Origin of the sequence: Paraburkholderia sp. Ac-20340 (genome assembly GCF_017104965.1) — a bacterium.
GTDB lineage: Bacteria > Pseudomonadota > Gammaproteobacteria > Burkholderiales > Burkholderiaceae > Paraburkholderia.
This window is the reverse complement of record NZ_JAAGPR010000029.1, coordinates 84930-110847: the sequence shown is the minus strand read 5'-3', so window position 1 is coordinate 110847 and position 25918 is coordinate 84930. Positions and strand designations below refer to the sequence as shown.

Here is a 25918-nt window from a genome sequence, read left to right as displayed (position 1 = left end):
CGCCGACGATCTCGGCCTGTGCGTGCATGTGCTGCATCCGTACAACACGTCGGCGAGCTTTCCGCAGTACATCCTGCCGGACGCGCTGATCGCCCGGCATTTTCCGCAGCGGGCGCGCCCAGGTGCGCCGCTTCGCGCGCGCGCAGGAGCAGCGCGCCACGCGGCAATTCGAACTCGAAAGCGCGCTGCGTCACGCACTCGACGCGCGCGAGCTTTTCCTGATGTATCAGCCGCGCGTTTCGCTGCAAACCGGCGTCATCATGCAATCCGAGGCGCTGCTGCGCTGGCGTCATCCTGTTCACGGGCTCGTGAGCCCCGCCGAATTCATCCCCATCGCAGAAGAGGCTTCGCTGATCGACACGATCGGCGCCTGGGCGATGTCGACGGCGTGTCGCGAAACCGGTCAATTGCAGCGCCTCGCACGCACCTTGCCGAAGGTGGCGGTCAACGTGTCGCCGCAGCAGTTCGTCAATCCGCGCTTCACCGCGCAGGTCGAGGCGGCGCTGGAGCGCGCCGCGCTCGCGCCCGACCAGCTCGAAATCGAGATCACCGAAAGCATGCTGCTCGCCGATGCCGGGCGCACCGTGCAGACGCTGCGTGCATTGCGCGCGCTGGGCATCGAGGTGGCCGTGGACGATTTCGGCACCGGTTATTCGAACCTTGGCTGGCTCGCGAGTCTGCCGCTCAACCGGCTCAAGATCGACCGCTCGTTCGTGACGAAGATGGCCACGGACCCGCGCAGCGATGCGCTGGTGGGCGCGATCATCCAGATGGCGCACGCGCTGGAACTCAAGGTGACGGCGGAAGGCATCGAAACGGCCGAACAGGCCCAGCGTCTGCGCGAGCTGGGTTGCGACGAGGCGCAAGGGTTCTGGTTTTCGCGGCCCGTTTCGCTGCAGGCCTTGCGCACGTTGCTGGCGCCGGTGTCGCGCTTGCTTGCGGATGGGACGCGCGCGGCATGATACGTCGCTTGACGGACACCGGCGCGTGCCCACCCTTCACTTCGACTGCATCATCCCCGACCAGACGATTTCCAGTTCCACCGCAATCGAGCGAGCAAGTCCGTCCAGCCCCGGAAACAGCGACGCATTCGTGATGTTCATCCGGTAAAGCCACTTCATTGCATCCATGCGGATGCGCGCAGGCAGCACGATCTGATGCAGCAGTTCTTCGTTGGTTTCGTAACCGTCGAGAATCGCCTGCAACGGCCGGTCGATCACGCCCGGCACGACAAAAGTGCCCGACTGCGCGACCAGCCGGTCGTCCATTTCCGAAGGCTCGCCCGACCAGATAATTTCGTTCGTATTGCAGAAGAAATAGCGCTCGAAATGCCCAGGCGCACGCGGATCGATCACATCGCGCGTGAGCGCCGGATCGCTCTTCGGACGCGCGCGATTGTTCCACAGCGCAGGCGTATTGAGCGCATAAACGGCGGCGTCGCCGGTCGCGCGTTCGAGCGCAAAAAAGGCTGCAACGAAGGGACTTTTCGTGAAGTCGAGCAAGCGCGTGGGCGCGCCGTGGTGCTGCATCAGCGCGAGGCAGCGCAGATCGTCGGCGAGGATGTCGGGACGCGCGAGAAAGTTGTGCGCCTTGCGGCGGAACACGCGGATCGCGCGCTCTTCGCGCACGCGCCATTCGCTGTGGTCGTCCACGTAGTCGCGCATATAGCGCGAGAGCGAGCTTTCGAGCCGCCATTGGGCATTCTGCTGCCCGCGAAACGCCCAGCCGTCGAGCTGGGTCGTCAGCTCCATGAACTGGTTCCAGTCGGTGAGTTCGGTGGTCTGCATGCGTCTATCTCCCGGCGACGGTTGCCGCGCGCGAGCGGAGGTCGATCCGCCCGCCGCGCCGCGCTAACCGCGCCTTAACGTCAGACAAACTATCACACCGACGGTTACATCGTGAAGTCCGCGCCCGCTTTATGCAGCGGCGCGGCGCGCGAGCGGTTCGACCGACATGCGGCTCACCCACGCGAGCGCCGCAAGGCTGATCGTGGCCGTGAGGATCAGGTAGTAGCTCGGCGCGCTGTTGTCGCCGGTCACGCCCAGCAGCCAGGTGACGATGGCGGGCGTAAAACCGCCGAACACCGTCACGCCGACGTTATAGCCAATCGCCATGCCCGTCGCGCGCGTGGCGGCCGGAAAGATTTCGGCCATCAACGCGGGCAAGGCGCCAAAGTAGATCGACTTGAGCAGCGCGAGCCAGGCGATCAGCACGAAGAGCGGCATCGCGCCGCCTTGCGACGTCGCCCATGCGAAGCCCGGGTAAGCGGTGATCGCGAACAGCAGCGCCACCCAGGTCATCTGGCGACGTCGGCCGATGCGGTCCGAAAGATGCCCCGCAAAAGGCGTGACCACCGTGAGTATCACGCCGCCCACCATGGTGGCCGCGAAGCCCGTGGCCGCGCCCAGATGCAGATCGCGGATCGCGAACGTCGGCACGTATTGCAGCAGATAATTCACGGCCGTCGAAACCGTGAGCAATCCGATCGAGGTGAGCACGAGCCGCTTCTGCTTTGCGAACACTTCGCGCACGGGCGATTCGGTGCGCGCCGCCTGCGTGAAGTCTTCGGCATCTTCGATAAAGCGGCGCAGATAAAGCCCCACCGGGCCGATCAAAAGACCGAAGAAGAACGGCAGCCGCCAGCCCCACGCGGCCAGATCGGCGGGCGCCATCGCCTTGGCCAGACCATAGCCGAACGAGGCCGCCAGCAGCGTCGCCAGTCCTTGCGTGGCGAACTGCCAGCTGGCGATAAAGCCGCGCCGGTGCGGAGCGTGTTCGATCAGCATTGCCGTCGATGCGCCGAACTCGCCGCCCGCCGAAAAGCCCTGGATCAGGCGCGCCGCCAGCACCGCAAGCGGCGCGGCCATGCCGATCGCGGCGTAGTCCGGCACCAGCGCGATGATCGCCGTGCCCACCATCATCAGGCTCACGGACAGCATCAGCGCGGCCTTGCGCCCGCGCCGGTCGGCGTAGGCGCCCAGCACCATGCCGCCCAGCGGACGCACCAGATACGAAGCGCCGAACGCGCCGAAGGTCAGCAGCAGCGAAGCCGTCTCGCTGGCCGCCGGAAAGAAGTGCTTGCCGATAAACACCGCGAAAAAGCCGTAAATCGCGATGTCGAACCATTCGAGCGCATTGCCCGCCGATGTCGCGACAACGATCTGCGTCAGGCTGGGCCGCTTTTTACCGGCGTGCGTGGATGCCGTGGTCATGATGGTCTTCCTCGTCTGCGTGCTCAACTAACTACGGGTGGCGGGGGTGGCCAGGCGCGCGGCATCGTCGCCCAGGTCGTACCAGAGGCCCGCCATCACGGCGAGCGCCTCGCGCGCGACGCTGCCCAGCAGATGCTCGTTGGGCGCGTGCTGCGCGCAGGCCGGATACGAATGCGGCACCCACAGCGTGGGCAGGCCAAGCGTTTCGGCGAACACGTCGTTGGGCACCGTGCCGCCCAGATTCGGCAGCAGCGCGGGCTTTTTGTCCGTGCTCGCGCGCAGCGATTCGAGCGCCCAGCGCACCCACGCGTCGTCCGGGTCGAGGCGCGTGGCGGCGGCGGTCTGCGTGACCCGCGCCTCGACTTCGCTAAAGCCGAGCCGGGCGAAATGCGCCTGCAGATGCTCGCCCACGCGCTGATAATCGGTGCCCACCACGAAGCGCAACTGGCACACCGCATGGGCGCGCGGCGGGATCGCGTTGACGGGCGCGTCGGGATTGCCGGCCTTGAAGGCCAGCACTTCGAGCGTATTCCAGCCGATCACGCGTTCCGTGGGCGTGAGGCCCGGCTCGCCCCAATCGGCATCGACGGCGGGCGCGTTTTCGTCGCCGCCCAGTTCGATGTCGGCGAGCGCGGCACGCACGCTCGCGGGAATCGGCGGCGGACGCAGGCCTTCCACGGCAATCGCGCCGTGCCGGTCCACGAGACTGGCGATGGCATGCGAGAGCACGATGGCCGGATTGCGCAGCGCACCGCCCCAGTTGCCCGAGTGATGCGCGCCTTCGCGCAGATCGACGCGCAACTCAAATGTCACGCCGCCGCGCGAGCCGAGAAACAGCGTCGGGCGCTCCGCGCTCACGCGCGGGCCGTCCGAGGCGATAAAGACATCGGCGGCCAGCGCGTCGCGCTCGGCGGCGCAGACTTCGTTCAGACCCGGCGAGCCGATTTCCTCGCCAGTCTCGAAGATCACCTTCACGTTGTAGCCCAGCCGGCCGCCGCGCGTGGCCAGCACGGCCGCCAGCGCCGCGAAGTTCACCGAATGCTGGCCTTTGTTGTCGGCGGTGCCGCGTCCGTACCAGCGGTCGCCTTCCACGCGGATTTCCCACGGCTTCAGGCCATCGCGCCATTGTTCGTCGTAACCGCGCACCACGTCGCCGTGGCCGTAGGTCAGCACGGTCGGCAGCGCGGGATCTTCGATACGCTCGGCGATCAGAAACGGCGCGCGCGCGTTGACCGGGTTGGCAGCCAACCGGCTCGTGAAGCCAAGCGCCGCCAGTTCGGGCGCGATTTCGTCGTTCAGATAGGCGGCCAGCGCCTCGGCCTGCGCCGGGTTCTGGCTCTCCGAGCGCACCGCCACGCGGCGTTCGAGCGCTTGCAGGAATGCGCCCGAATCGAAGTGCTCAAGCGCGGCGGCGATGGCCTGCTGGCGCGTGGCAAGGGGTTGCTCGACGATTTCAACGGTCTCAAGCACGCTCACGGGGTCTCCTGGGTCTTGCGGGTGAGGAAGTTAAACCCAGTCTATGAACGCCAAAAATTCGCAACAATTTCAAATTTTGCGGATAGCATTGCCAAAACGGCAACGCAGATTCAGGAGACCCCTAGACCATGCTGCACGGCATCGCCCTGCGCTACTTCATCGAAGTGGCGCGCACCGGCTCGCTCGCGGCCGCTTCGCAGACGCTGCACGTAGCCGTTTCGGCCATCAGCCGGCAGATCGCCAAACTGGAGGAAGACGTGGGCACGCCGCTGTTCGAGCGCATGCCGCGCGGCATGGTGCTGACCGAATCGGGCGAGCGCCTTGCCGCCCACGCGCGCCGCGCGCTGCTCGAAGGCGATGCGGTGCTCGCCGAAATCGCCGCCAGCAAGGCGCTGGGGCGTGGCATCGTGCGCATCGGCTGCACCGAGGGTTTCACGCGCTCGTTTCTGCCCGGCGTGCTCGCGCGCCATCACGCCGCCGTGCCGCATGTGCACTTCATGCTGCGTTCGGGCGCGCCCGCGCAGGTCGAGCATTGGGTGGCATCGGGCGAAGTCGATCTGGGCGTGTCGTTCTCGGGCGGCGATCCCGCGAAGGTGAGCGTGGAATACAGCGCGCAGGCGGGCGTGTGCGCGCTGCTCGATCCCGCGCATCCGCTCGCACAGCACGACACGCTCACGCTCGCCGATCTCGCGGCGTATCCCGTGGCGCTGCTCGAACGCGGCAACACGGCGCGCCAGTTGATCGACGCCTGCTGCGCGCGTCAGGGTATCGAACTGAACGCGATTCTCACGAGCAACAACTCCAGCGCGCTGCACGCCTTCGCCGCGCTCGCGGGCGCGATCACGCTGGGCAGCAAGCTCTCGCTCGCGGGCCTCAGCCATCGCGCCGATGAACTCGCGCTCGTCGCGCGTCCCATCGACGAACCCGAGTTGCGCCAGCGCAGCCTCTACGTGACGACGATGCGCGACCGGCGCCTGTCGTCGGCGATCGACAGCGTGCTCAGGGCGCTGATCGAGGAGATCGAGACGTCCGGGCTGGGCAACGTGGACGCCTGAGCGCAGGCCGGCAACGCGAGCGCCCTATACTGGGAAGGCTTGCGCACACCGCGCCGCCCTGCCTCGCGAGGCCCCTATGCCAACGACACCCTCCACGGGCCGACCGGATCAGAACGGTCAGCCGGTTCACACTGGTCGGATCATTGTGATTAGCGGGCCGCCCGGCAGCGGCAAGACAGCGGTCACCAAAGCGCTGATCCCGCTCCTGCCGCAACCCGTGGCCTGCATCGAAGGTGACCGCTTCTGGAAGTTCATCGTCAAACCCGACGCACGCGAGCGCCACGACAACTTCCGCACGATCATCCGTTCGATGACCGCGGCCTGCCTGCCGTTCGCGCGCTCCGACTTTCAGGTGGTTTTGGACTTCTCGATCCCGCCCGCGATGCTCGACACGCTGCGCACCATCGTCAAGGACATCCCCTTGCATTATGTGTTGCTGCGTCCGGGGATCGAAACCTGCGCGCTGCGGGCATCCCGGCGCGATGCGGGCAAGATCGGCGATTACGAAACGCTGCGTGGCTTCTACACGCTTTTTGCTGGCGAAGCGGCAAATCACGCGATCAGCGATGAATCCGCAACGCCCGATGCCATTGCCGCGCACATCGTCAGTGGCCTGGCGGCAGGCACATTCAAGCGCTAACGCTACCCTTGGCGATTTCGTTGCACGCGCAACTTTCAGCCATTGCGCATATCAATCGGCTTACACAATCATCTGACGAATAGCGCATTCTCCAGCCCAATCAAAAAGCTCGTTCGCCGGGCATTCCCTGGCTTCAGATCGTCGTCCAGCGCGCCGATAAACATGGCGGGAAAGGTGGGTCTCACCGCCTTGCGCCATGAAACAGGGCTTGCCGCAAACGGCAGCCGGGCCTGGAGGAAACGGAGAACGTGAAGCGACTGTCGTTGAATCAAAAAGCGTGGAGCATCGTCGCGCTGCTGTGGATTGCCCTCGTGGTGCTGGTCGTGGCCAATGCGGTCATGACGCGCGTGGGCATGCTCGAAGACCGCAAGGGCTCGCTCGCGCAAGAGACGCAAACCGCGCTCGGCGTCATCGGCTTTTATCAGAAGGAAGCATCGCAAGGTCATCTGCCCGTCGACGATGCGAAGCGTCAGGCCATCGCCGCGTTGCGCGGCCTGCGCTACGGCGCCGATCAAAGCGGCTACTTCGGCATTTACGATAGCGCGGCCACGGCCGTGCTGGTGCCGCCCAAGCCCGAACTCGAAGGCAAGAGCCAGGCCGATATGGTCGATTCCAACGGCACGCATGTCGCGCTGGAGATCGTGAAAAGCTCGTCGGCGGGCGGCAATCATGTCAGCAGCTATGTGTGGCCCAAGCCCGGCCACAGCAGCCCGGTGGAAAAAATCACCTACGCCGATGTCGTGCCCGGCTGGGACTGGCATGTCTTCACCGGCGTCTATGTAGACGATATCGACGATGCCTTCTATGGCGCCTTGATCCGCAGCCTGTCGCTGGTCGCGCTGATTGGCGTGGCGCTCACGCTCGGCATGTTCTGGCTGATCCGCAGTATCCGCGCGAGTCTGGGCGGCGAGCCCGACTATGCCGCCGATATCTGCGAGCGCATCGCCGCTGGCGATCTCACGGCGCAGGTCCAGCTCTCGCCCGGCGACGATCGCAGCCTGCTGCACGCCATGAGCCAGATGCAGCGCCAGCTCGTGGACACGGTGCAGCGCATCCAGACGTCGGCCGAATCGATCACGACGGGCGCGCAGCAGATCGCGGCGGGCAATCAGGATCTGTCCTCGCGTACCGAGGAACAGGCCGCTTCGCTCGAAGAAACCGCTGCGAGCATGGAGCAGTTCACGGCCGCCGTGAAGCACAACACGGATAACGCGCGCCAGGGCAATACGCTGGCCGTCAATGCATCGGATGTGGCAGCGCGCGGCGGCGACGTCGTGCGCCGCGTGGTGACGACGATGCACGGCATCGCCGATACGTCGCAGCGCGTCGAGCAGATCATCGGCGTGATCGACGGGATTGCGTTTCAGACCAATATTCTCGCGCTGAATGCTGCCGTCGAAGCCGCGCGCGCAGGCGAACAGGGCCGTGGATTCGCGGTCGTGGCCGGCGAAGTGCGCACGCTCGCGCAGCGTAGCGCGAGCGCCGCGAAGGAGATCAAGGATCTGATCGGGCAGTCGGTAGTGCAGGTGGCGGAAGGCTCGAAGCTCGTCGACGAAGCGGGCGCGACGATCGACGAAGTCGTGCAGTCCGCGCGCCGCGTCGCCGATCTGATGGGCGAGATCGCCGCAGCGTCCGAAGAGCAGCACACGGGCATCGAGCAGGTCAATCGCGCCGTCGCGCAGATGGATGAGGTGACGCAGCAGAACGCGGCGCTCGTGGAAGAAGCTTCGGCGGCGGCGCAGTCGATGGCCGTGCAGTCTGGCGGATTGCGCGATGTGGTGGCGGTGTTCAGGATCGGCGCGCAATCGGTGTCGCAGTCGGTCGTGCAAGCAGCGGATACATCGCGCAAGACCCAGCCGATGAAACCTGCGCCTGTGAAAGCCGCGCAACGCGCGTCTGCTCCAGCCCGCAAATCCACGCTGAAGCCCGCGAGCAAACCCATGCCGAAGGCAACCGCACCGGCGCCAGCGCCCTCGCCGGTACTCGCTACGGCAGGCAACGACCAGGACTGGGAAACGTTCTAACGCACCAATGCGTTGAAGCACCAACGAAAAGGGCGCACCGTGGTGCGCCCTTCATCGTTTCGATCAGCCTCGTTGCTCAGCCTCGTTGCTGCCGCAACCACTGCGCATAGGTCACGAGGCCCGGCGCCAGTTCGACGCCTTCGATGCGCGTCCAGCTCGTATAGACATCCTGGGTGCCCGGCACCGGCTGCGGCGTGGCAAACTCCACGCGCGCCATGCCCGGCCGGTAAGCTTCGTTCGGCCAGAACACTGGCATGATGCGGCGCCCTTCCATTTCGTCACGCAAGGCGGCGGGACCGCCTTCGTCGGTGACCACATCGCATTGCGCGTCCCAGTCGTGCGCGTCCCACGCGAGGAAGACGCCCGCGTTGCCTTGCGCGTCGAAGGTCAGCACCGCGTTCTGCTCGGGCCGCCAGTAGTATTCGACGATGCGCTCGCGCTGCGCCAGCGTATGCAGCACTTCGCTCGTGCGGCGGTCGGCATAGACCGCGCCCACGCCATGCACGCCGATATGGCCGTGCTGCGCGCAGAACTTCTGCTGCGCGTTGGCCAGCGCCTGCGCCAGCTTGCGCGTCATCTGCGGGTCCGACTTCTTGACGTAAAAATGAATCAGCCCGGCGTTGAAGGCGTCGACGGCGTGCGATTCATCGGCGGTGCCGGTCAGCAGAATGCGCGTGCAGTTCGCGTCTTTCACCGACGCGAGAAATTCCAGCCCGTCCTGCCCCGGCATGTCGTAGTCCACCACGATGGCGGCCACGTCTTCGAAGCGCGTGGCGTCCGCCATCGCGTCCTGACCTAGCGCATTGCCGCCCTTCTTCTCGAACTCCGACCACGCCGCGCCCGACATCGGGCTCTGGCGCGCGGCGCGCGTGCCGGCCGATTCGATGAACGCACGCGCCTCGTCCTGCGAGGTGAAGAAGTGATGCGTGGGCGCCTGCGGGAAAAGCCCGCGCAGGGCGTGAAGAAAATCCGCGCTGTCGTCGAGAAAGACCACGGATACGGGGTAAAAAACCGGCTGCCTGACGATCGAACTCATGTATATGCCTCGGTGCTCGCGAAGCCCGCGAAACCATTGATCAGTGCCCCGCACAGCAGAACACGCGCAACGCATCGCAACGCTATCGCTGCCAGATTATGCGGCCTCGGGCCAGGCTCGGCAACCGTTGACCCACGGGTGTTGCGGGCAAACGCACAGACAGCGCAACCCAGGCTTATGCGCGAAATCGTTTGCGAGCACGCATGGTGCCGCAGGATGCACCGGCATGTGGCAAACGCGGTTTTGGCGGCCAGGTAACACGCACAGAATTGGGGGCATGTCTTCGGACATTCGAAGGCATGCGCGACCGCCGCCAGCGGTCAACTCATCTGGAGTTCATCCAATGAATGCTCGTGAATCGATCCCCGCAGTGCTCTCCCGTGGCGCCAACGGCTTTGCCGACGAAATCATGGCCGCCACGCCTCCCAAGACGTTCCATCATGTCATCGATATTTACCTCAAGGACTCCAATGCCTTCATGAACACGTATTTCGCCCGCTATTTCGAGTGGCAGGGCATTTGCCGCGAACGCTGGTTCCACGAATGTATCCATAACAACCTGCTCGCGGCAGGCGGCGTCTTCGTCACGAAGCGCGCGCACCAGGAGTATGTGCAAGAGACGTTTCCGTTCCAGCGCGTCGATTGCTACATGAACACCTTCCAGGTGCGGCAATGCTCGGCTTATCTCGTGTTTCGTTTTTGCGTGGACGGGCGCCCCGTTTCGCTCGGCTACCAGCAGATTCTCTTTGCCGGTACCGACAAGCGGATTCGCCGCTTCCCGCCGGGGATCGTCGAGCGCGTCAAGGAATATGAAATCGTGCTGCCGACGAGCGTCCGTTAAGGGCATCGTCCGCAAAACGATCCAGACGCGAACCCTGGGACGAAGCCCGGCATTGGCCCGAAGTTGACTCGATGTTGACGCAATGTTGACTTGAAACCGATTCATCGCTGGATCAGGCCAGCGCCGCTTCAACCCGCGTAGTCCTGCCCCGCCGTCCATCGGCGGGGCTTCCCCGGCGTGTCCTGGATTGCACGATCCGCGGACGAGCCCGGCTCCGGCAGATACAGCGTAAAAGTGGTGGCCACGCCCTGCACCGATTCGCACGCGATCGCCCCGCCCAGCGCGTCGGCCACGCGGCGGCAGAACGCGAGGCCCATGCCCGCGCCCTTGCCATGCGACTTGGTCGAATAGAACGGCTCGAAGATGCGCGGCAGCACGTCGGCGGGAATGCCCGGCCCGGTGTCGGTGAAACGCAGCACGCAATAGCCGTTTTCGCTGGCCGTGTCGATTTCCACCGCGCCCTTGCCGCTCGCGTGAATCGCAAAGAGCGCGTTCTTGAGCAGGTTGAACAGCACGAACACCACCAGCGAATCCGAGCCCGAAAAGCTCAACAGCGGATCGATCGGCAAGACGGTGACCAGTTCGCGCTCGCCCGGGCGGAACGGAAAGCGTTCGAGCGCCGCGTTCACGCAGGAGCGGATCGGATACGCCTCGAAGCTGCGCCGGTCGAGCCGGTCGAGCGTAAACGACGCCAGCGACATCTCGACCACCGTGCTGGTGCTATCGACCTGCCGCCGTATCGACGAGGCCAGCGAGGTAATGCGCTCCGTCTGCCCCGGATAGAGGCCATCGACGCAAAGCTGATGCTGCACGGCCAGCTGATAACCGCGCATGAGTTCGGGCAGCACATTGCCGATTTCCTCGGCATGCATGCCGATGGCTGCAAGCGGCGTGGCCACTTCATGCGCGACCGTAGCCGCGATCAGATACGGACGCATCAGCCCGTAACGCACGATCGTGACGGCCAGAATCCCCAGGCTCACGGCGATGAACACGGCGCCCACCGGATAGAACGCGATGCCGTAATTCACGGCGTAATCGCTCGCGGCCACGCCGTAAATGGCCAGGCTCAGCAGACACAGATCGAGCAGACGGCGGCGGTCGCGCGCCTGGGTCTGGCCGCGCGCCACAAACAGCACCCAGCCGCTGCGCAATGCGAGCAGCACGGTCTGCGCCACGTGCACGGGATGCAGCAGGCCCGCATGCGGATATCGGCCGAAGAAGAATGTGCCGTAACCTGACACGACTTCGTCGCTCACGATCAGCAACATCGCGAGCACGAGACTCAGGCCATACGAAGCGATCAGAAACGGCCGCTCGCTGCGCCGCGCGCTGACTTCGATATTGAAGTGGTAATACGTCGTGGGCAGAAACAGGATGAACAGATAGCCGAACTTGACGAGCACTTCGGCCAGTTCGGGATCGGGCGTCTGGAACAGGAATGCCCAGGTGCCTTGCCAGACGAAGGTGGTCGCGCACATCAAGGCGAACGGCACCGAAAGGCGCGACACGCCTTCCGTCAGGAGCACGTACACGCCGAATCCGAGAAACAACGCGGATACGAACGCGGGCAAGATCGAATACATAATGTGTCGCGTGGATTCTTGTTTTCACCGCCCGGCGCGTGGCGTCGACGCGCCGGCACTGCCTGCTGGTCTGCGGCGCCTGATACCTCAGATGCGCCAGATCTTCGTGAGATCGTCCCCTGCGCAACCTTCGCGCCCGAATCGCCCTTGCGGGCCGGTTCGACATGGACGCGTCGTGTAGGACAAGGTTGCCGCATGCCCCCATTCAGGGCGGCCCCGTGCGGCGCTCGATTGTTTTTGACTCCGTGAAAGGGTTCTGAATTCCTTCAGGACTCTTGCGCGGTTTTGCCGTCGACAGGTTCGATGCGGCAAGATTCGCGCACCTGTTCGCATGCTTTCTGCATCGCTTGCGCAACCGGGCAATCCGTGGTTCAGATTATCGCCGGGATCGCCGATGCTTGTCCTGAAAATTGCCCGCTAACAACGCTTTCATGCCAGACGAATCGGCTATTGCTGGGCCAGATCAAGCAATCCGCATACCGGGCTCTTTTTCACGCCTGAACGGGCTCCGCCGACGGCCCGCCAAAGCGGCGTCGATACTCGGCCGGCGACACGCCAACATGCTTGATGAATGCGCGCCGCAAGGTGTCCGCGTTTGCGAACCCGCAACGCGCGGCCACGCGTTTGGGCGCTTCGGCCTCGGTTTCGAGCAGCGCGCGCGCCGCGTCGACGCGCACGGCTTCCACCCACGCGGCCGGCGTGAGTCCGACCTCGGCCTGAAACAGGCGGGCGAAATGGCGCGGACTCAGGCCCACGCGTTCGGCCAGATCCGGCACGCGATGCGCGAGCGCCGGATTCGCCGCCACCCAGCGCTGCACTTCCTGAAGCGCCGAGCGCCCCGCCGGGCGCGTCTCGCCCTTGCGGCTGAATTGCAACTGTCCGCCGGGGCGTTTGAAAAACATCACCAGCTGGCTCGCGACCTGCATGGCGATCTCGCGCCCCAGATCTTCCTCGACGAGCGCCAGCGCCAGATCGAGCCCCGCGGTCACGCCCGCGGCCGTGCGCAGTTTGCCATCGCGCACGTAGAGCGAATCGGCCTCGATCGAGACGGTCGGGCAAACCTGCGCGAGCGCCTCCACGCTCGCCCAGTGCGTCGTCAGACGGCGCCGGTCGAGCAGGCCGCTCGCGGCCAGCGCGAACGCGCCCGTGCAGACCGAGCCGAAACGCCGTGCGCGCGCCGCGGTCGTGCGCAGCCAGTCGCGCACGCGCGGCGCGAGTTGCGCGGTGGCGGCATCGGGCGCACCGGCGACCAGCAGCGTGTCGATGCGCGCCTGCTCGTGCTCCGGCGTTTTGCCCGCAACTTCGTCCGGCAACAGCCGCACACCCGATGAACTGCGGATCGGTCCCGGCCGACAGGCAATCACGCGCAGATCGTAGACCGTGCGGCCCGCCTCGATATTGGCCTGCGCAAAGACGTCGAGCGGGCCGCTCACGTCGAGCAGTTGCACGCCCGGCAACGCGAGAATGGCGATGATTTTCGGCATGGGGTCAGATCAAGAAGAGGGTTTGAATGCGGCTTCGGGGTGCTTCGCGCGTGGATGGCCGAATCACGCGTCAAATGGCAGAATTCGGCGTACTCAGTCAACTACGGACAATGCTAGCACAGGCCAGAATGGACTCCACACCACCCCGAAAGGAGCCCTGTCATGAGCCTCGATCTTTCCGCCACCGCCGTGCCGCGCCTTGCCCGCATTCCGGATAGCCAGCTCGCCCGCGAGATCACCGAATTCGTGCGCGACACCGAATCGCCCTTGCTGTTCAATCATTCGAGCCGCGTCTATCATTTCGGCGCGCTGGCCGGGCTGCATCGCGGCCTGAAGTTCGATCCCGAACTGCTTTACGCAGGCGCCATGTTCCACGATGTCGGGCTGATGCATTCGCATAGCAGCGAACACGAGCGTTTCGAAGTCGACGGTGCGAACGCCGCACGCGACTTCCTGCGCGCACGCGGCATCGATCAGCACGATGTCGATCTGGTCTGGACCGCCATAGCGCTTCACACTACGCCTGGGATTCCTCAGCATATGCATCCGGTTGTCGCGCTGGTGACAGCGGGTGTGGAGATGGATGTGCTCGGCCTCACGTATCACGAGTACAGCGATGCGGAACGCGAAGCGGTCGTGCACGCGCACCCGCGCACGGAGCATTTCAAGGAAGACATCATTCAGGCCTTCTATGACGGCATCCGCCATAAGCCCGCAACGACGTTCGGCAATGTGAAAGCCGATGTGCTCGCCGATAAAGACCCGCATTTTCACGCGGGCAATTTCTGCAGCGTGATCCGCGGGTCGGCGTGGAAAGCGTGAAGTATCGGTCCGTTGAAAGCAAAAAAGCGCGCCGGGTTTCCCGGCGCGCTGTGCGTTTTACGGCTGTTTTTACGGCTGTTTTCCCCGCGTTCTAGCTCGCCAGCTTCACGGCCGCGCGTGACTGTCTGCGTGCGATAAACATCGCCAGCACGCCACACGCCGCCAGCATCGCAAAGGAAAACGCCACCACGGAAGGCCACTGCCCGTTCTGCCAGAACCAGCCGCCCCACGATCCCAGCACGCTCGACCCCAGGTAATAAGCCAGCAGATAGAGCGACGTGGCGTGCCCCTTCGCGCCATCGGCAAGCTGGCCCACCCAGCCGCTCGCGACCGAATGCGTCGTGAAGAAGCCCACTGTCAGCACGATAATGCCGATCACCACCGGCACGATCGCATGCGCGAGCGTCAACGCCAGTCCCAGCGCCGCGACCACGACGCCGCCGATCAGAATCGGCCCGCGACCGCAGCGGTCGGCGAGCGCGCCGGCCATCGTCGCGGCGACGATACCGAACAGATACGCACAGAAAATCAGGCCCGTTTGCGTCTCGCTCAGATTGAACGGCGGCAGCAGCAGACGAAAGCCCGCGTAGTTGTAGATCGTCACGAAAAAACCCATCGCGAGACAACCCGTGGCGAACACCGCCGGCAGCGTGGATGCGCCCAGATGCTTGCGCCACAGCGCGATGTGATGCGCGGGATTGAGGCTAGCGCGGCGCACGAAATTGCGCGAAGCGGGCAGCAGCACGAAGAACGCCACCGCCGCGACAATGTCGATCACGCCTATCGTCAGCATGGCCGTGCGCCACGACAGATGCTCGCTGAGCCAACTCATGCCCACGCGCCCGACCATGCCGCCAAACGCGGTGCCGCCCACGTAAAGCCCCATCGCGAATCCCAGCCCGGTGGCGGTAATTTCTTCGGCGAGATAAGCCATGGCCACGGCGGGCACGCCGCCCAGCGCGAAACCTTCGAGTGCGCGTGCGACCAGAATGCCGTGCCAGCTGGGCTCGACGGCGGCGAGCACGTTAAAGAGCGCGGCCAGCGTCATCGACGCGAAAATCAGGCCGCGCCGCCCGAAGCGCTCGGAGAGCGCGCCCGCGCACAGAATCGACACCGCAAGAAAGCCCGTCGATAAGGACAGCGCCAGCGAGCTTTGCGCCGCGCCGATATGAAACTCATCGGCGAATACCGGCAGCAGCGGCTGCACGCAATACAGTAAGGAAAACGTAGCAAATCCGGCCAGAAACAGCGCAATGCTGATGCGGCGATAAGCAGCGGAGCCCGGGCTGACACCCTCGGCGGACGATACGGAACTCATAACGGCGATGCCTCGCGGAAAATCCAGTGACGAGGCAAATTGTCCCGCTGCGCCGCTATACTGTCCAATATATGGAACCCGATAACGCGATACTTTTTAGCACTGTCTAACATCGGCATGGAACTTCGACATCTTCGCTATTTCGTCGCCGTGGCGGCCGAGCGCAACTTCACGCGCGCGGCCGAAAAGCTCGGTATCGGCCAGCCGCCGCTCAGTCAGCAGATCAAGAGCCTGGAGCACGAACTGGGCGTTACCCTGTTCGTGCGCACGCCGCAAGGCGCCGATCTCACGCGCGCGGGCGAGGCGTTTCTGATCGAAGCGCGCCGGGTGCTCGACGATGCCGCGCGCGCCGCGCAGGTCGCGCAACGGGCGGCGCGCGGCGAAGCGGGCCAGATCCGCATCGGCTTCACGGGGTCGGCGGCGTTCAATCCGCTCGTGCCGAACCTGATCCAGCGCTACAAGCAGCGCTTTCCGGCCGTCGACCTGACGCTTGACGAAGCCAACACGCCGCTTTTGCTTCAGGGTCTCGCGGAGGACCGGCTCGACGCGGTGTTCTTCCGCCCCGGACGCCGCGAAACAGCCCAGGCCCAAGCGCTGCCCGGCATCGCCCTGCATCACTTCCCCGATGAAGCGATGAAGATCGCGCTGCCCGCGTCGCATCCGCTTGCCGCGCGCCGACGCCTGCCGCTCTCCGCGCTCGAACATGAACCCTTCGTGCTGGTGTCCGGCCCTGCGGGCGCCACGCTGCACGACGAGATCGTGCGCGCCTGCGCCGAAACCGGCTTCAGCCCGCGTCTCGCGCAGCCCGCGCCGCAGGTGTCGTCCGTGGTCAATCTGGTGGCGGCCGGTCTGGGCGTGTCGATCGTGCCCGCCGCCATCGCCCAGGTGCAGGTCAAGGGCGTGCGTTATCTCGATGTGACCGGCGTGCATATGCGCGCGCGCCTCGCGCTCGGCTGGCGCGAGCAGGACACCTCGGCCACGGTCCGGGAGTTCGTCGCGCTGGCCTGAGCCGGAACTCGCAAAATCGCCCGATGCTATCCTTGGCGCCGTACCCGAACGCCGCGCGGCGGCACAACCACGAGGGACGGCGACACCATGCAGCGCAGCGCGAAGTGCTCGGCGGTCCACACGCGAAGCGGCCGCTTTTCCAGCATCGTCATGAAGCGGCCGCGTCTCGTGGTGACGCTCTGTTTTATCGGCGCGATGGCGCTGTTGAGCGCGGTCGGTCTGCGCCAGTTGTACAACATGACGCGCAACGATCTGCACAGCCGCCAGCGCGATCTCGAAGTGCGCGCCGTGGGCGTGGACGCGTTGATCGAAGCCGAACGCCGCCGCCTGATGTTCCTGCGCAATTACGCCGAGCATCAGCTTGCCGCCAGCACGCCGCCCTCGCCCGCCGAACAATCGGCCGTCATGCAGGCGCTGGCCGCCTCCACGCAGCCGGTCTGGCATGTGGCCGGCGCGCTCGACGGGCCCGGCGTCTACGGCACCAATGCGGCCGGTCTGGCCGGTCTCGAAGGCTTCCAGCGCGACCCCGCCACCTTGCCCGCCGATATCGCGCTCGCGCGCGCCATCAGCCCGCTCGTGCAGATCAGCCAGCATGCGGATACCGTGCAAAGCACCGTGGCCTTTATCTCGTCGAATGGCGTGTTCGTGATCGCGCCCGAGCATCAGGGCCGCAGCGTGCCCGACCTGCTGCGCCGCTTCAACACGATGAACTACTATCGCGGCCAGTTGCCCGAGCGCAATCCCGCGCGCGACGTGCTGTGGACGCCGGTGTATGCGGGCCTGCAAAAGGGCGAATCGATTTCGACGCTCAGCGCGCCGGTGTATGTGGACGGCAAGTTTCGCGGCGCAGTGGTGATGGATCTCACGCCTTCGCGTCTGCTCTCGCTGCAACTCGCCGCAGGCGGCGCGCCCGAAGACGGCGACGAAAATATCGAATTCGGCCTGCTCAACAGCAACGGCAACATCGTTTATTTCCGCAACGGCGCACTCACCGATCAGCGCCCCGCGGCCTTCAATCCCGAACTGCTGCAGATCGCCCAGCATTCGGTCGATCGATGGATGCGGCAAGGCTCCGGTTACGTCGAGCATCGCGGCACTTACGTGCTGTATCAGCGTGTCGGCCAGACGCACTGGATGCTGCTCGCGCCCACCGACAACAGCGAACTCACGCTCACCGCCGCGCGACGCGTGTTCAACAGCCCGGTCATTGCCGCGTGGATCGTGCTGATCCTGCTGCTGGTGGGCACGCTGCGCATCGTCACGAATATCTTCGGCCATTACGTGGAAGCGAGCGAGCGGCTGGAAGCGCTCGCGCGCAGCGACCCGCTCACCGGTCTCGCCAACCGGCGGCGCTTCATGGAAGCCTTCGCGGAAAACCTCGACCGCGCCCAACGCGCCGAAGACAAGGAAGGCAAGGAAAACGCAACGAGCAAGCCGCCGCAGATGGCCGCGCTGATGCTCGACATCGACTTCTTCAAGCGCGTCAACGACCGTTTTGGTCACGCGGCCGGCGACCGCGTGCTGACGATCTTCGCGCAGATCCTCCAGGCGAATCTGCGCAGCGTCGATCTGCCCGCGCGCGTGGGCGGCGAGGAATTCGCCGCCTTGCTGCCCGATGCCGATCTCGCCACCGCCGCCGCCGTGGCCGAGCGCGTGCGCCGCGCCGTCGAATCGCATGTGCGTGCCGACGCCGCTCCCGACAGCGCCGATGCGATCGCCTTCACGGTGTCGATCGGCGTGGCCGCCAGCCCCGAAGATTGCGCGGCCAACTACGAAGCGCTCATGCAGGTCGCCGACCGGCGCCTCTATCGGGCGAAGGAAAGCGGGCGCAATCGCGTCGTGCACGCCGATCTGCAACTCCATTGAACGCGCGGCCTGACTCATTTCATGCGCAACGAATAAGGCGTTTAGGCACGTAGCGGCGCAATGCGCACCGCTCGGACCGCAGCGCGCGAAAGGGGCTAACATCGGCTGGCCATTCACCCACGCGAACGCGCCTATCCGGCATGAAAAGCAGATTGTCCGTGCTGGCCACGTTCTGCCTCGTCGCGCTTACGGTGTGCGCGACGCTCGCGGCTGTCGCCGCTGCCACGGATGCGGTGATCGAGCGGCATCAGCGCGAGCAGGTGGACGAATACTCGCGGCGCGCCTTGATACGCGCCGAACTCGTGACCGCCGAAGCGGTTTCTTCCCTGCGCACGCTTTCCAGCTTCGACGGCACGCCCTGCACGCCCGAGCATCTGCAATCGATGCGGCGTGTCGAGGAGCAATACCGCTATATCCGCAATGTCGCGTGGACCGATGGCACGCGCATTCTCTGTTCGTCGTTGCGCGGCGGCATGGATAACGCGCTGCCGCCCGCGCAATGGCACTACCCGCACGACGTCAGCGCGTGGTCCACGGAAGCGGGCAAGCGCGGCAACGAACTGCCCATGCTCAATATCCGGCTCGGCAATCATATTGTCGTGGTCGACCCGCGCTTTTATCTGGACATCGTGCCGCTCGACGACACGATCGAACTCGCGCTGCTCGAATCCGTCGATGGTTCGGTTATCGCGCGCTGGCCGCGTGCCGACGAAGCGCTGTCGCGCGCCGCGCTGTTTCGCGATCCGGCCGCGCATTTCTTCGAGCATCGCTACTACGTGGTGAATCGTTCACAGCGCTATCCGATTTCGGTCGTCGCTTACGAGCCCGAAGATCGCGTGCGGCCGGACTTTCCCGCACAGATCAAAACCTTTCTCGCGCCCGTGCTGATCGCCAGCGTGCTGGGCACGTGGCTCGTGCTGCGCTGGCGCCGCAAGCTGCGCACGCCGCGTCATGCGCTGCTCGAAGGCATACGCCGGCGCCAGTTCACGGCATGGTTCCAGCCGCTCGTCGATCTGCGCACGGGCCGCTGCATCGGTGCGGAAGCGCTGGTGCGCTGGCGTCTCGGCGACGGCACCCTGATCGCGCCCGACACCTTTATTCCCATGGCGGAATCGATCGGCCTGATCCAGCCGATCACCGACCTCGTGATCGAATCCGTGTTTGCAGGCGCAGGCAGCCTGCTCACGCAGCGCCGCGACCTGCATATCTCGATCAACCTCACGCGCGACGATCTGGTTTCCTCGCGCGTGCTCAAGACGCTCGACGCGTGTTTCGCGAAATACGACGTGCTGGCGAGGCAGATCTGGTTCGAATGCATCGAGCGCGCGTTTATCGACGCCGAACAGATCGGGCCTGTTTTACAGCGCTATCGCGATGCGGGGCATCAGGTTTTCATCGACGATTTCGGCACCGGTTATTCGAGTCTCGCGTATCTGCAAACGCTGCCCGTGGACGGCATCAAGATCGATAAAGCCTTCGTCAACGCGCTGACTTCGGGTTCGGAAGTCAATGCGATCGTGCCGCACGTGATCGGCATCGCGCATGAGTTGAAGCTGGCGATGGTGGCCGAAGGCGTGGAAATCGAAGCACAGGCCGCGTATCTGCGCGAGCATGGCGTGCAGTTCGCGCAAGGCTGGCTTTACGCGAAGGCCATGCCTGCGGAGGAATTCGTGCGCTGGGTCGAAGAAAACGCTCTAGTGACAGCCTGAAAATCGATCCCGGTTTGCACGCGAGGCTCAGCGGAAAACCAGAAAAAACGTCGTAAAAAAAGCCATGTTGTGTCTTAATGTGCCGACCCATGACAGCACGGAGAGCTTCAGATGGCGCACAAGGAACACAACTACGCGGTGACGGTGCGATGGACCGGCAATCGCGGCACGGGCACCTCGGGGTATCGCGACTATGATCGCGATCACACGATCGAAGCGGCCGGCAAGGCCGCTATCGCCGGATCGGCGGACCCGGCATTTCGTGGCGACGCCGCGCGCTGGAACCCGGAAGATCTGCTCGTGGCCTCGGCCAGCGCCTGTCACAAGCTCTGGTATCTGCATCTGTGCGCCGATGCGGGCATCGCCGTGCTCGCCTATGTGGACGACGCGCAGGGCACGATGATCGACAGCCCGCAGCGCGGCTGCTTCAAGGAAATCGTGCTGCGTCCGCGCGTGACGATCCGCGCGGGCGACAACCCGAGTCTCGCCGAACAGCTGCACCACGCGGCGCACGAGCAGTGCTATATCGCCAACTCGGTGAACTTCCCGATCCGCTGCGAGCCGGTGATAGAGATCGCAAGCGAGTGATCTCACGCTGATCACAAGCGCGGGCGGGCACGTTCAAGCCGCCTGCGCGATATACGCTTCCAGGCCGCTGGCCAGCGCATCGAACACCGCCTTGCAGCGCTTGTTGCTGCGCAGGTCTTCATGCATGGCGATCCACGTCGTCAGGCTCGCGGCGCAGTCGTGCGGCAGCACGCGCTGCAGGCGCGTGTCGCGCCGCGCCACCCCCACCTGGCAAATGCCGATACCGCAACCCGCGCGAATCATCGCCAGTTGCGCGACATCGCTATCGGTGCGCAGCGCGAAACTCTCGCGCTTCCAGTACGGCAAGCGGCTCGACGCCGCGCGCACGAACGGCGTCACCGTGTCATAGCCGATCAGCGTGTGCCGCGCGAGATCGGCGAGCGTGTCGGGCGTGCCGTGAGCGGCCAGATAGTCGTCGCGCGCGTGCATGCCGATCTGGATCTCGCCGATCCGCCGCGCGATCAGCATGTCCTGCTGCGGCTGCGTCATGCGCACGGCAATATCCACTTCGCGCTGAAGCAGGTCCTGCAGCCGGTTGCTCGGCACCAGTTCGACGACGATCTGCGGATGCGCGCGGCGCAAGGCGGCGAGGACCGGCGGCAGCACTTCCACGCTCACCACTTCGCTGGCCGACACGCGCACGACGCCGCGCATCGCATTGCCCGGCCCCGAAGCCGCGCGTTCCAGCGCCGCCGCCGTGCTGCGCATGGACTCGGCGTAACCGCGCAGCGCGCCTGCGGCTTCGGTCGGCAGAAAACCGGCGGGCGAGCGCGTGAACAACGGCTGGCCGAACGCGGCTTCCAGCGACGCGATATGCCGCCCCGCCGTAGGTTGCGTGATGCCCAGCGCGCGCGCCGCGCCCGAGAGCGAGCCTTCCGTGAATACCGCGAGGAAGGTTCGGTAGAGTTCCCAATTGAGGTTCGAAGCCATGCATAAATGTATAGCCGATAGCGCATCTTCGGCAATTTTTTATGATCGGCGAGACGCGCAGAATGCAGCCATCGACACTTCATTCAAGCGAGAACGATCATGGCGGCAAATCTCGGAGAACCGGCCCGCACGGCCCTCGTGCTGGGCGTGAGCGGCGGAATCGGCGGCGAAGTCGCGCGCCAGCTTGCCGGTGCGGGCTGGCGCGTGCGGGCCTTGCAGCGGCGCGCCGCCAGCCTGCCGGGCATCGAGGTCGTGCAAGGCGATGTCATGGACCGCGAAGCCGTCCTGCGCGCCGCCCAGGGATGCGAGGTGATCGTGCATGCGGTGAATCCGCCGGGCTATCGACGCTGGGCCGATCTCGTGCTGCCGATGATCGACAACACGCTGGCCGCCGCACAGGCTGGGCGCGCCACCGTGGTGCTGCCGGGCACGGTCTACAACTTCGGCCCCGAGGCGCTGCCGCGGGTGGCCGAGGACGCGCCGCAGCAGCCGCGCACCCGCAAGGGCGCGATCCGTGTGGAACTGGAGCGGCGCATCGAGGCCGCCACCGCGCGGGACGTGCGCGCGATCGTACTGCGGGCGGGCGACTTTTTCGGGCCGCAGGTGGGCAATAGCTGGCTCGCCCAGGGGTTTCTCAAGCCCGGCGCGCCGGTGGCGAGCGTGCGCGAGCCGGGCACGCCGGGCGTCGGCCACGCGTGGGGCTATGTGCCGGACGTCGCGCGCGCCATGCTCGAACTGATCGCGCAGCGAGGCGCGCTCGCGCCTTTCGCGCGCTTTCACATGGCCGGCCACTGGGACGCGGACGGCACGCAAATGGCCGCCGCCATTTGCCGCGTGGCCGCGCGCCACGGCCTGACGGTCAAGCGCGGCGCGTTTCCCTGGCCGTTGATCTACGTGGCGGCGCTCTTTTCGACCACGCCGCGCGAAATGCTGGAAATGCGCTATCTCTGGCGCGAGACGCTCGAACTCGACAACCGCCACCTCGTCGCAACGCTCGGCTGCGAGCCGCACACGCCGCTGGATACGGCTGTGGAAGCCACGCTGCAAGGCCTTGGCTGCCTGCCCGCCGCGTCGAATCCGATGGCTGCGGCGCACTGAAAGCGCCTCGGAACGACTCCGTGGCGAGGGAAAAATGGCCGCAAAAAATGCCGCTCACAGCGCGCAACCGGCCCCAATAACCCTCGCCAAAAACGCGACGAATGGCCCGCAGGCCCGGCTCGCGCTAAAATGCGCCCCGTTCCTGCATGCACCATGCGACTTACGGAGAAGTCTGATGATTATCGAACCGCGCGTCCGCGGCTTCATTTGCGTGACGGCCCATCCGGCAGGATGTGAAGCCAACGTCGCTCAGCAAATCGAATACGTTAAACAACACGGCCCCGTGGCCAACGGCCCGAAGCGCGTGCTCGTGCTCGGCGCCTCGACCGGCTACGGCCTCGCCGCCCGCATTTCGGCGGCCTTCGGCTCGGATGCGGCCACGCTCGGCGTCTGCTTCGAGCGCGCCGGCACCGACACCCGCCCGGCCACGGCCGGCTGGTACAACACGGCGGCCTTCGAGAAGTTCGCCACCCAGAAGGGCCTCTACGCGAAGTCCATCAACGGCGACGCGTTCTCGGACGCCATCAAGCAGGAAACCATCGAAGCGATCAAGCGCGATCTCGGCCAGGTCGACCTGGTGGTCTACAGCCTCGCCGCGCCGCGCCGCACGCACCCGGTCACGGGCACCGTGCACAACTCGACGCTCAAGCCGGTCGGCAAGCAGCTGCGCATGCGCGGCATCGACACCGACAAGGAAGTGATCAAGGAAACCGTCCTCGAAGCGGCCACCCAGGAAGAACTCGACGGCACCGTGGCGGTGATGGGCGGTGAAGACTGGCAGATGTGGATCGACGCGCTGGCTGCAGCCGGCGTGCTCGCCGATGGCGCGAAGACCACGGCATTCACGTATCTGGGCGCCGAAGTCACGCACGACATCTACTGGAACGGCTCGATCGGCCAGGCCAAGAAGGATCTGGACCAGAAGGTGCTGGGCATTCGCGCGAAGCTCGCAGCCACCGGCGGCGACGCCCGCGTGGCCGTGCTCAAGGCCGTGGTGACGCAGGCCAGCTCGGCGATTCCCATCATGCCGCTGTACCTCTCGCTGCTGTTCCGCGCGATGAAGGCCAACGGCACGCACGAAGGCTGCATCGAGCAGGTCTACGGTCTGTACAAGGACTCGCTCTACAGCACGACGCCGATCCTCGACGACGAAGGCCGTCTGCGCGCCGACTACAAGGAACTCGATCCGGCCATCCAGGAGCAGGTCAAGGCCTGGTGGAACGAAGTCGCCGATGACAACATCTACGCGATGACCGATTTCGCCGGCTACAAGGCGGAATTCCTGCGCCTGTTCGGCTTCGGCATCGAAGGCGTGGACTACACGGCCGACGTCAATCCGAACGTCGCGATTCCGGGCATCATCGAGAAGTAAAGCAGTCCATCCGTGTGCGCGCAGCAGGCGTTCGCCCGTTGCGCGCACAACGACCTCGCGCCGGTCAATGCGAGTGCTTCGGCACCTCCGCGCCACGGCAACCCACCAGAAAATCGAAGTCACAGCCTTCGTCGGCTTGCAGCACGTGTTCGACGTAGAGCTTGCGATAACCGCTGCCATCCGCCGCCAGCGGCTGTTGCTGCGCGCGCCACGTGTCCAGACGCGTGCGAATTTCCACATCGTCGATATCCACGCGCAGCGTGCCGGTTTCGCAATCCAGTTCGATCCAGTCGCCGTCGCGCACGATGGCAAGCGGCCCGCCCGCGCGCGCTTCGGGCGCGACGTGCAGCACCACCGTGCCGTAAGCCGTGCCGCTCATGCGCGCGTCCGACACGCGCACCATGTCGGTCACGCCCTGCGCGAGCAGCTTGGGCGGCAGGCCCATATTGCCGACTTCGGCCATGCCCGGATAACCCTTCGGGCCGCAGTTTTTCATCACGAGCACCGAATCCGCCGTCACGTCCAGATCGGGATCGACGATGCGCTTTTTGTAGTCCTCGAAATGCTCGAACACCACGGCGCGGCCGCGATGCTTGAGCAATGCCGGCGTCGCCGCAGACGGTTTGAGCACCGCGCCGTTGGGCGCGAGATTGCCGCGCAACACGCACAGCCCGCCATCCTGCACGAGCGGATTGCCGATCGGGCGGATGACTTCGTCGTTGTAGTTCGGCGCTTCGCACACGTTCTCCCAAAGCGTTCGGCCATTGGCCGTGAGCGCATCGGGATGCGGCAGCAGATTCGCTTCGCCGAGCCTGCGCAACACGGCGGGCAAGCCGCCCGCGTAATAGAACTCTTCCATCAGAAAGCGGCCGGATGGCTGCAGATCGACCAGCGTGGGCGTGCCGCGCCCGATGCGGGTCCAGTCGTCCAGTTCCAGCGGCACGCCAATGCGCCCGGCGATCGCCTTCAAATGAATCGCCGCATTGGTGGAGCCGCCTATCGCCGCATTCGCGCGTATCGCATTCTCGAACGCCTCGCGCGTAAGCAGTTTCGAAAGCCGCACATCCTCCAGCGCCATTTCGACAATTCGTATTCCTGACATTTGTGCAAGCACATAACGCCGCGCATCCACCGCTGGAATCGCTGCGTTATGCGGCAACGTCACGCCTAATGCTTCCGCCATGCAGGCCATCGTCGAAGCCGTGCCCATGGTGTTGCAGGTGCCCGCCGAACGCGACATGCCCGCTTCCGCCGACATGAAATCGTGAATCGAAATCTTGCCCGCCTTCACCTGCTCGCTCAGTTGCCACACGACCGTGCCCGAACCGATGTCGCGCCCTTCGTGCTTGCCGTTGAGCATCGGCCCGCCGCTCACCACGATCGCGGGCACATCGCAACTGGCCGCGCCCATCAGCAGGGCCGGCGTGGTCTTGTCGCAGCCCACCAGCAGCACCACCGCATCGACGGGATTGCCGCGGATCGATTCCTCCACGTCCATCGAGGCGAGATTGCGCGTGAACATCGCCGTGGGCCGCAGATTCGATTCGCCGTTCGAAAACACCGGAAACTCGACCGGGAAACCGCCCGCCTCGTACACGCCGCGCTTCACGTGTTCGGCGAGCTTGCGAAAGTGCGCATTGCAGGGCGTGAGTTCCGACCACGTATTGCAGATGCCGATAATGGGCTTGCCGGCGAACTCGTGATCGGGAATGCCTTGGTTCTTCATCCAGCTGCGATACATGAAACCGTTCTTGTCCGCCGTGCCGAACCACTCGGCCGAGCGGAGCCTGGGCTTTCGGGTGTTCATGGCTTTGCCCACTTTGTGAGAAAGACCCATAAATAGCATGACTATA

General features: G+C 65.2%; 21 protein-coding genes. 12 read left to right on the top strand and 9 right to left on the bottom strand.

Features of this window, described 5'->3' with window-relative positions:
* The first annotated feature begins 122 nt into the window (after nt 1-122).
* Nucleotides 123-962, top strand: coding sequence for an EAL domain-containing protein (locus tag G3N59_RS28385; protein WP_346777950.1), 840 nt, complete (start codon nt 123-125; stop codon nt 960-962).
* A 36-nt stretch (nt 963-998) separates the two neighbouring features.
* Here the strand turns inward: G3N59_RS28385 and G3N59_RS28380 are convergent, their stop codons facing one another.
* The 3 genes from G3N59_RS28380 to G3N59_RS28370 all read right to left on the bottom strand — a co-directional run bounded on the left by G3N59_RS28380 (nt 999) and on the right by G3N59_RS28370 (nt 4682).
* A complete protein-coding gene (locus G3N59_RS28380; protein ID WP_205986145.1) occupies nt 999-1787 on the bottom strand; it encodes an FRG domain-containing protein in 789 nt (262 codons plus the stop codon).
* A gap of 129 nt (nt 1788-1916) precedes the next feature.
* Complete coding sequence (locus G3N59_RS28375) at nt 1917-3212, bottom strand: MFS transporter (protein ID WP_205986144.1); 1296 nt, start codon at nt 3210-3212, stop codon at nt 1917-1919.
* 27 nt (nt 3213-3239) lie between these two features.
* Entirely contained in the window at nt 3240-4682 is a 1443-nt protein-coding gene (locus G3N59_RS28370) for a M20 family metallopeptidase (protein ID WP_346777952.1), read from the bottom strand.
* A gap of 134 nt (nt 4683-4816) precedes the next feature.
* Between G3N59_RS28370 and G3N59_RS28365 the strand changes: the two genes are divergently transcribed.
* From G3N59_RS28365 to G3N59_RS37375, 3 genes are all read left to right on the top strand, one after another.
* The gene (locus tag G3N59_RS28365; protein ID WP_205986143.1) at nt 4817-5743 is read left to right on the top strand and encodes a LysR family transcriptional regulator; all 927 of its coding nucleotides are present in this window, start codon (nt 4817-4819) and stop codon (nt 5741-5743) included.
* A gap of 76 nt (nt 5744-5819) precedes the next feature.
* Nucleotides 5820-6383: a hypothetical protein gene (locus G3N59_RS28360; RefSeq protein ID WP_205986142.1), complete on the top strand. Its 564-nt coding sequence runs from the start codon at nt 5820-5822 to the stop codon at nt 6381-6383.
* Between the two features lie 248 nt (nt 6384-6631).
* A complete protein-coding gene (locus tag G3N59_RS37375) occupies nt 6632-8407 on the top strand; it encodes a methyl-accepting chemotaxis protein (RefSeq protein WP_346777949.1) in 1776 nt (591 codons plus the stop codon).
* Nucleotides 8408-8483: 76 nt separating this feature from the next.
* Here the strand turns inward: G3N59_RS37375 and G3N59_RS28350 are convergent, their stop codons facing one another.
* Nucleotides 8484-9443, bottom strand: coding sequence for a response regulator (locus G3N59_RS28350; RefSeq protein ID WP_205986141.1), 960 nt, complete (start codon nt 9441-9443; stop codon nt 8484-8486).
* A gap of 343 nt (nt 9444-9786) precedes the next feature.
* On the opposite strand from G3N59_RS28350, the gene G3N59_RS28345 reads away from it, so the two are divergent.
* Nucleotides 9787-10284, top strand: a complete 498-nt coding sequence (locus G3N59_RS28345; RefSeq protein WP_205986153.1) for a thioesterase family protein — start codon at nt 9787-9789, stop codon at nt 10282-10284.
* A 128-nt stretch (nt 10285-10412) separates the two neighbouring features.
* On the opposite strand, the gene G3N59_RS28340 is transcribed toward G3N59_RS28345, so the two are convergent.
* Entirely contained in the window at nt 10413-11870 is a 1458-nt protein-coding gene (locus tag G3N59_RS28340; protein ID WP_205986140.1) for a sensor histidine kinase, read from the bottom strand.
* 491 nt (nt 11871-12361) lie between these two features.
* Complete coding sequence (locus G3N59_RS28335) at nt 12362-13354, bottom strand: GlxA family transcriptional regulator (RefSeq protein WP_205986139.1); 993 nt, start codon at nt 13352-13354, stop codon at nt 12362-12364.
* Between the two features lie 162 nt (nt 13355-13516).
* Between G3N59_RS28335 and G3N59_RS28330 the strand changes: the two genes are divergently transcribed.
* Nucleotides 13517-14176 (top strand): HD domain-containing protein, encoded by a 660-nt coding sequence (locus G3N59_RS28330; RefSeq protein WP_205986138.1) that lies wholly within the window; start codon nt 13517-13519, stop codon nt 14174-14176.
* A 91-nt stretch (nt 14177-14267) separates the two neighbouring features.
* On the opposite strand, the gene G3N59_RS28325 is transcribed toward G3N59_RS28330, so the two are convergent.
* On the bottom strand, nt 14268-15494 hold the full coding sequence (locus G3N59_RS28325) for an MFS transporter (protein ID WP_205986137.1): 1227 nt from the start codon (nt 15492-15494) through the stop codon (nt 14268-14270).
* A 117-nt stretch (nt 15495-15611) separates the two neighbouring features.
* Here G3N59_RS28325 and G3N59_RS28320 point away from each other — a divergent pair, with 117 nt between their 5' ends.
* The 4 genes from G3N59_RS28320 (at nt 15612) to G3N59_RS28305 (ending at nt 20665) form a co-directional block, all read left to right on the top strand.
* On the top strand, nt 15612-16502 hold the full coding sequence (locus tag G3N59_RS28320) for a LysR family transcriptional regulator (RefSeq protein ID WP_205986136.1): 891 nt from the start codon (nt 15612-15614) through the stop codon (nt 16500-16502).
* Between the two features lie 87 nt (nt 16503-16589).
* Complete coding sequence (locus tag G3N59_RS28315; RefSeq protein WP_205986135.1) at nt 16590-18368, top strand: diguanylate cyclase; 1779 nt, start codon at nt 16590-16592, stop codon at nt 18366-18368.
* A 140-nt stretch (nt 18369-18508) separates the two neighbouring features.
* Nucleotides 18509-20077: an EAL domain-containing protein gene (locus G3N59_RS28310; RefSeq protein ID WP_205986134.1), complete on the top strand. Its 1569-nt coding sequence runs from the start codon at nt 18509-18511 to the stop codon at nt 20075-20077.
* 111 nt (nt 20078-20188) lie between these two features.
* A complete protein-coding gene (locus G3N59_RS28305; RefSeq protein ID WP_205986133.1) occupies nt 20189-20665 on the top strand; it encodes an OsmC family protein in 477 nt (158 codons plus the stop codon).
* A gap of 33 nt (nt 20666-20698) precedes the next feature.
* Here the strand turns inward: G3N59_RS28305 and G3N59_RS28300 are convergent, their stop codons facing one another.
* The gene (locus G3N59_RS28300) at nt 20699-21595 is read right to left on the bottom strand and encodes a LysR family transcriptional regulator (RefSeq protein WP_205986132.1); all 897 of its coding nucleotides are present in this window, start codon (nt 21593-21595) and stop codon (nt 20699-20701) included.
* Between the two features lie 99 nt (nt 21596-21694).
* On the opposite strand from G3N59_RS28300, the gene G3N59_RS28295 reads away from it, so the two are divergent.
* Together G3N59_RS28295 and fabV are read left to right on the top strand one after the other, a co-directional pair.
* Complete coding sequence (locus G3N59_RS28295; protein WP_205986131.1) at nt 21695-22693, top strand: NAD-dependent epimerase/dehydratase family protein; 999 nt, start codon at nt 21695-21697, stop codon at nt 22691-22693.
* Between the two features lie 175 nt (nt 22694-22868).
* On the top strand, nt 22869-24065 hold the full coding sequence (gene fabV / locus G3N59_RS28290) for an enoyl-ACP reductase FabV (RefSeq protein WP_205986130.1): 1197 nt from the start codon (nt 22869-22871) through the stop codon (nt 24063-24065).
* 64 nt (nt 24066-24129) lie between these two features.
* On the opposite strand, the gene G3N59_RS28285 is transcribed toward fabV, so the two are convergent.
* A complete protein-coding gene (locus G3N59_RS28285; RefSeq protein WP_205986129.1) occupies nt 24130-25872 on the bottom strand; it encodes an IlvD/Edd family dehydratase in 1743 nt (580 codons plus the stop codon).
* Nucleotides 25873-25918: the final 46 nt, after the last annotated feature.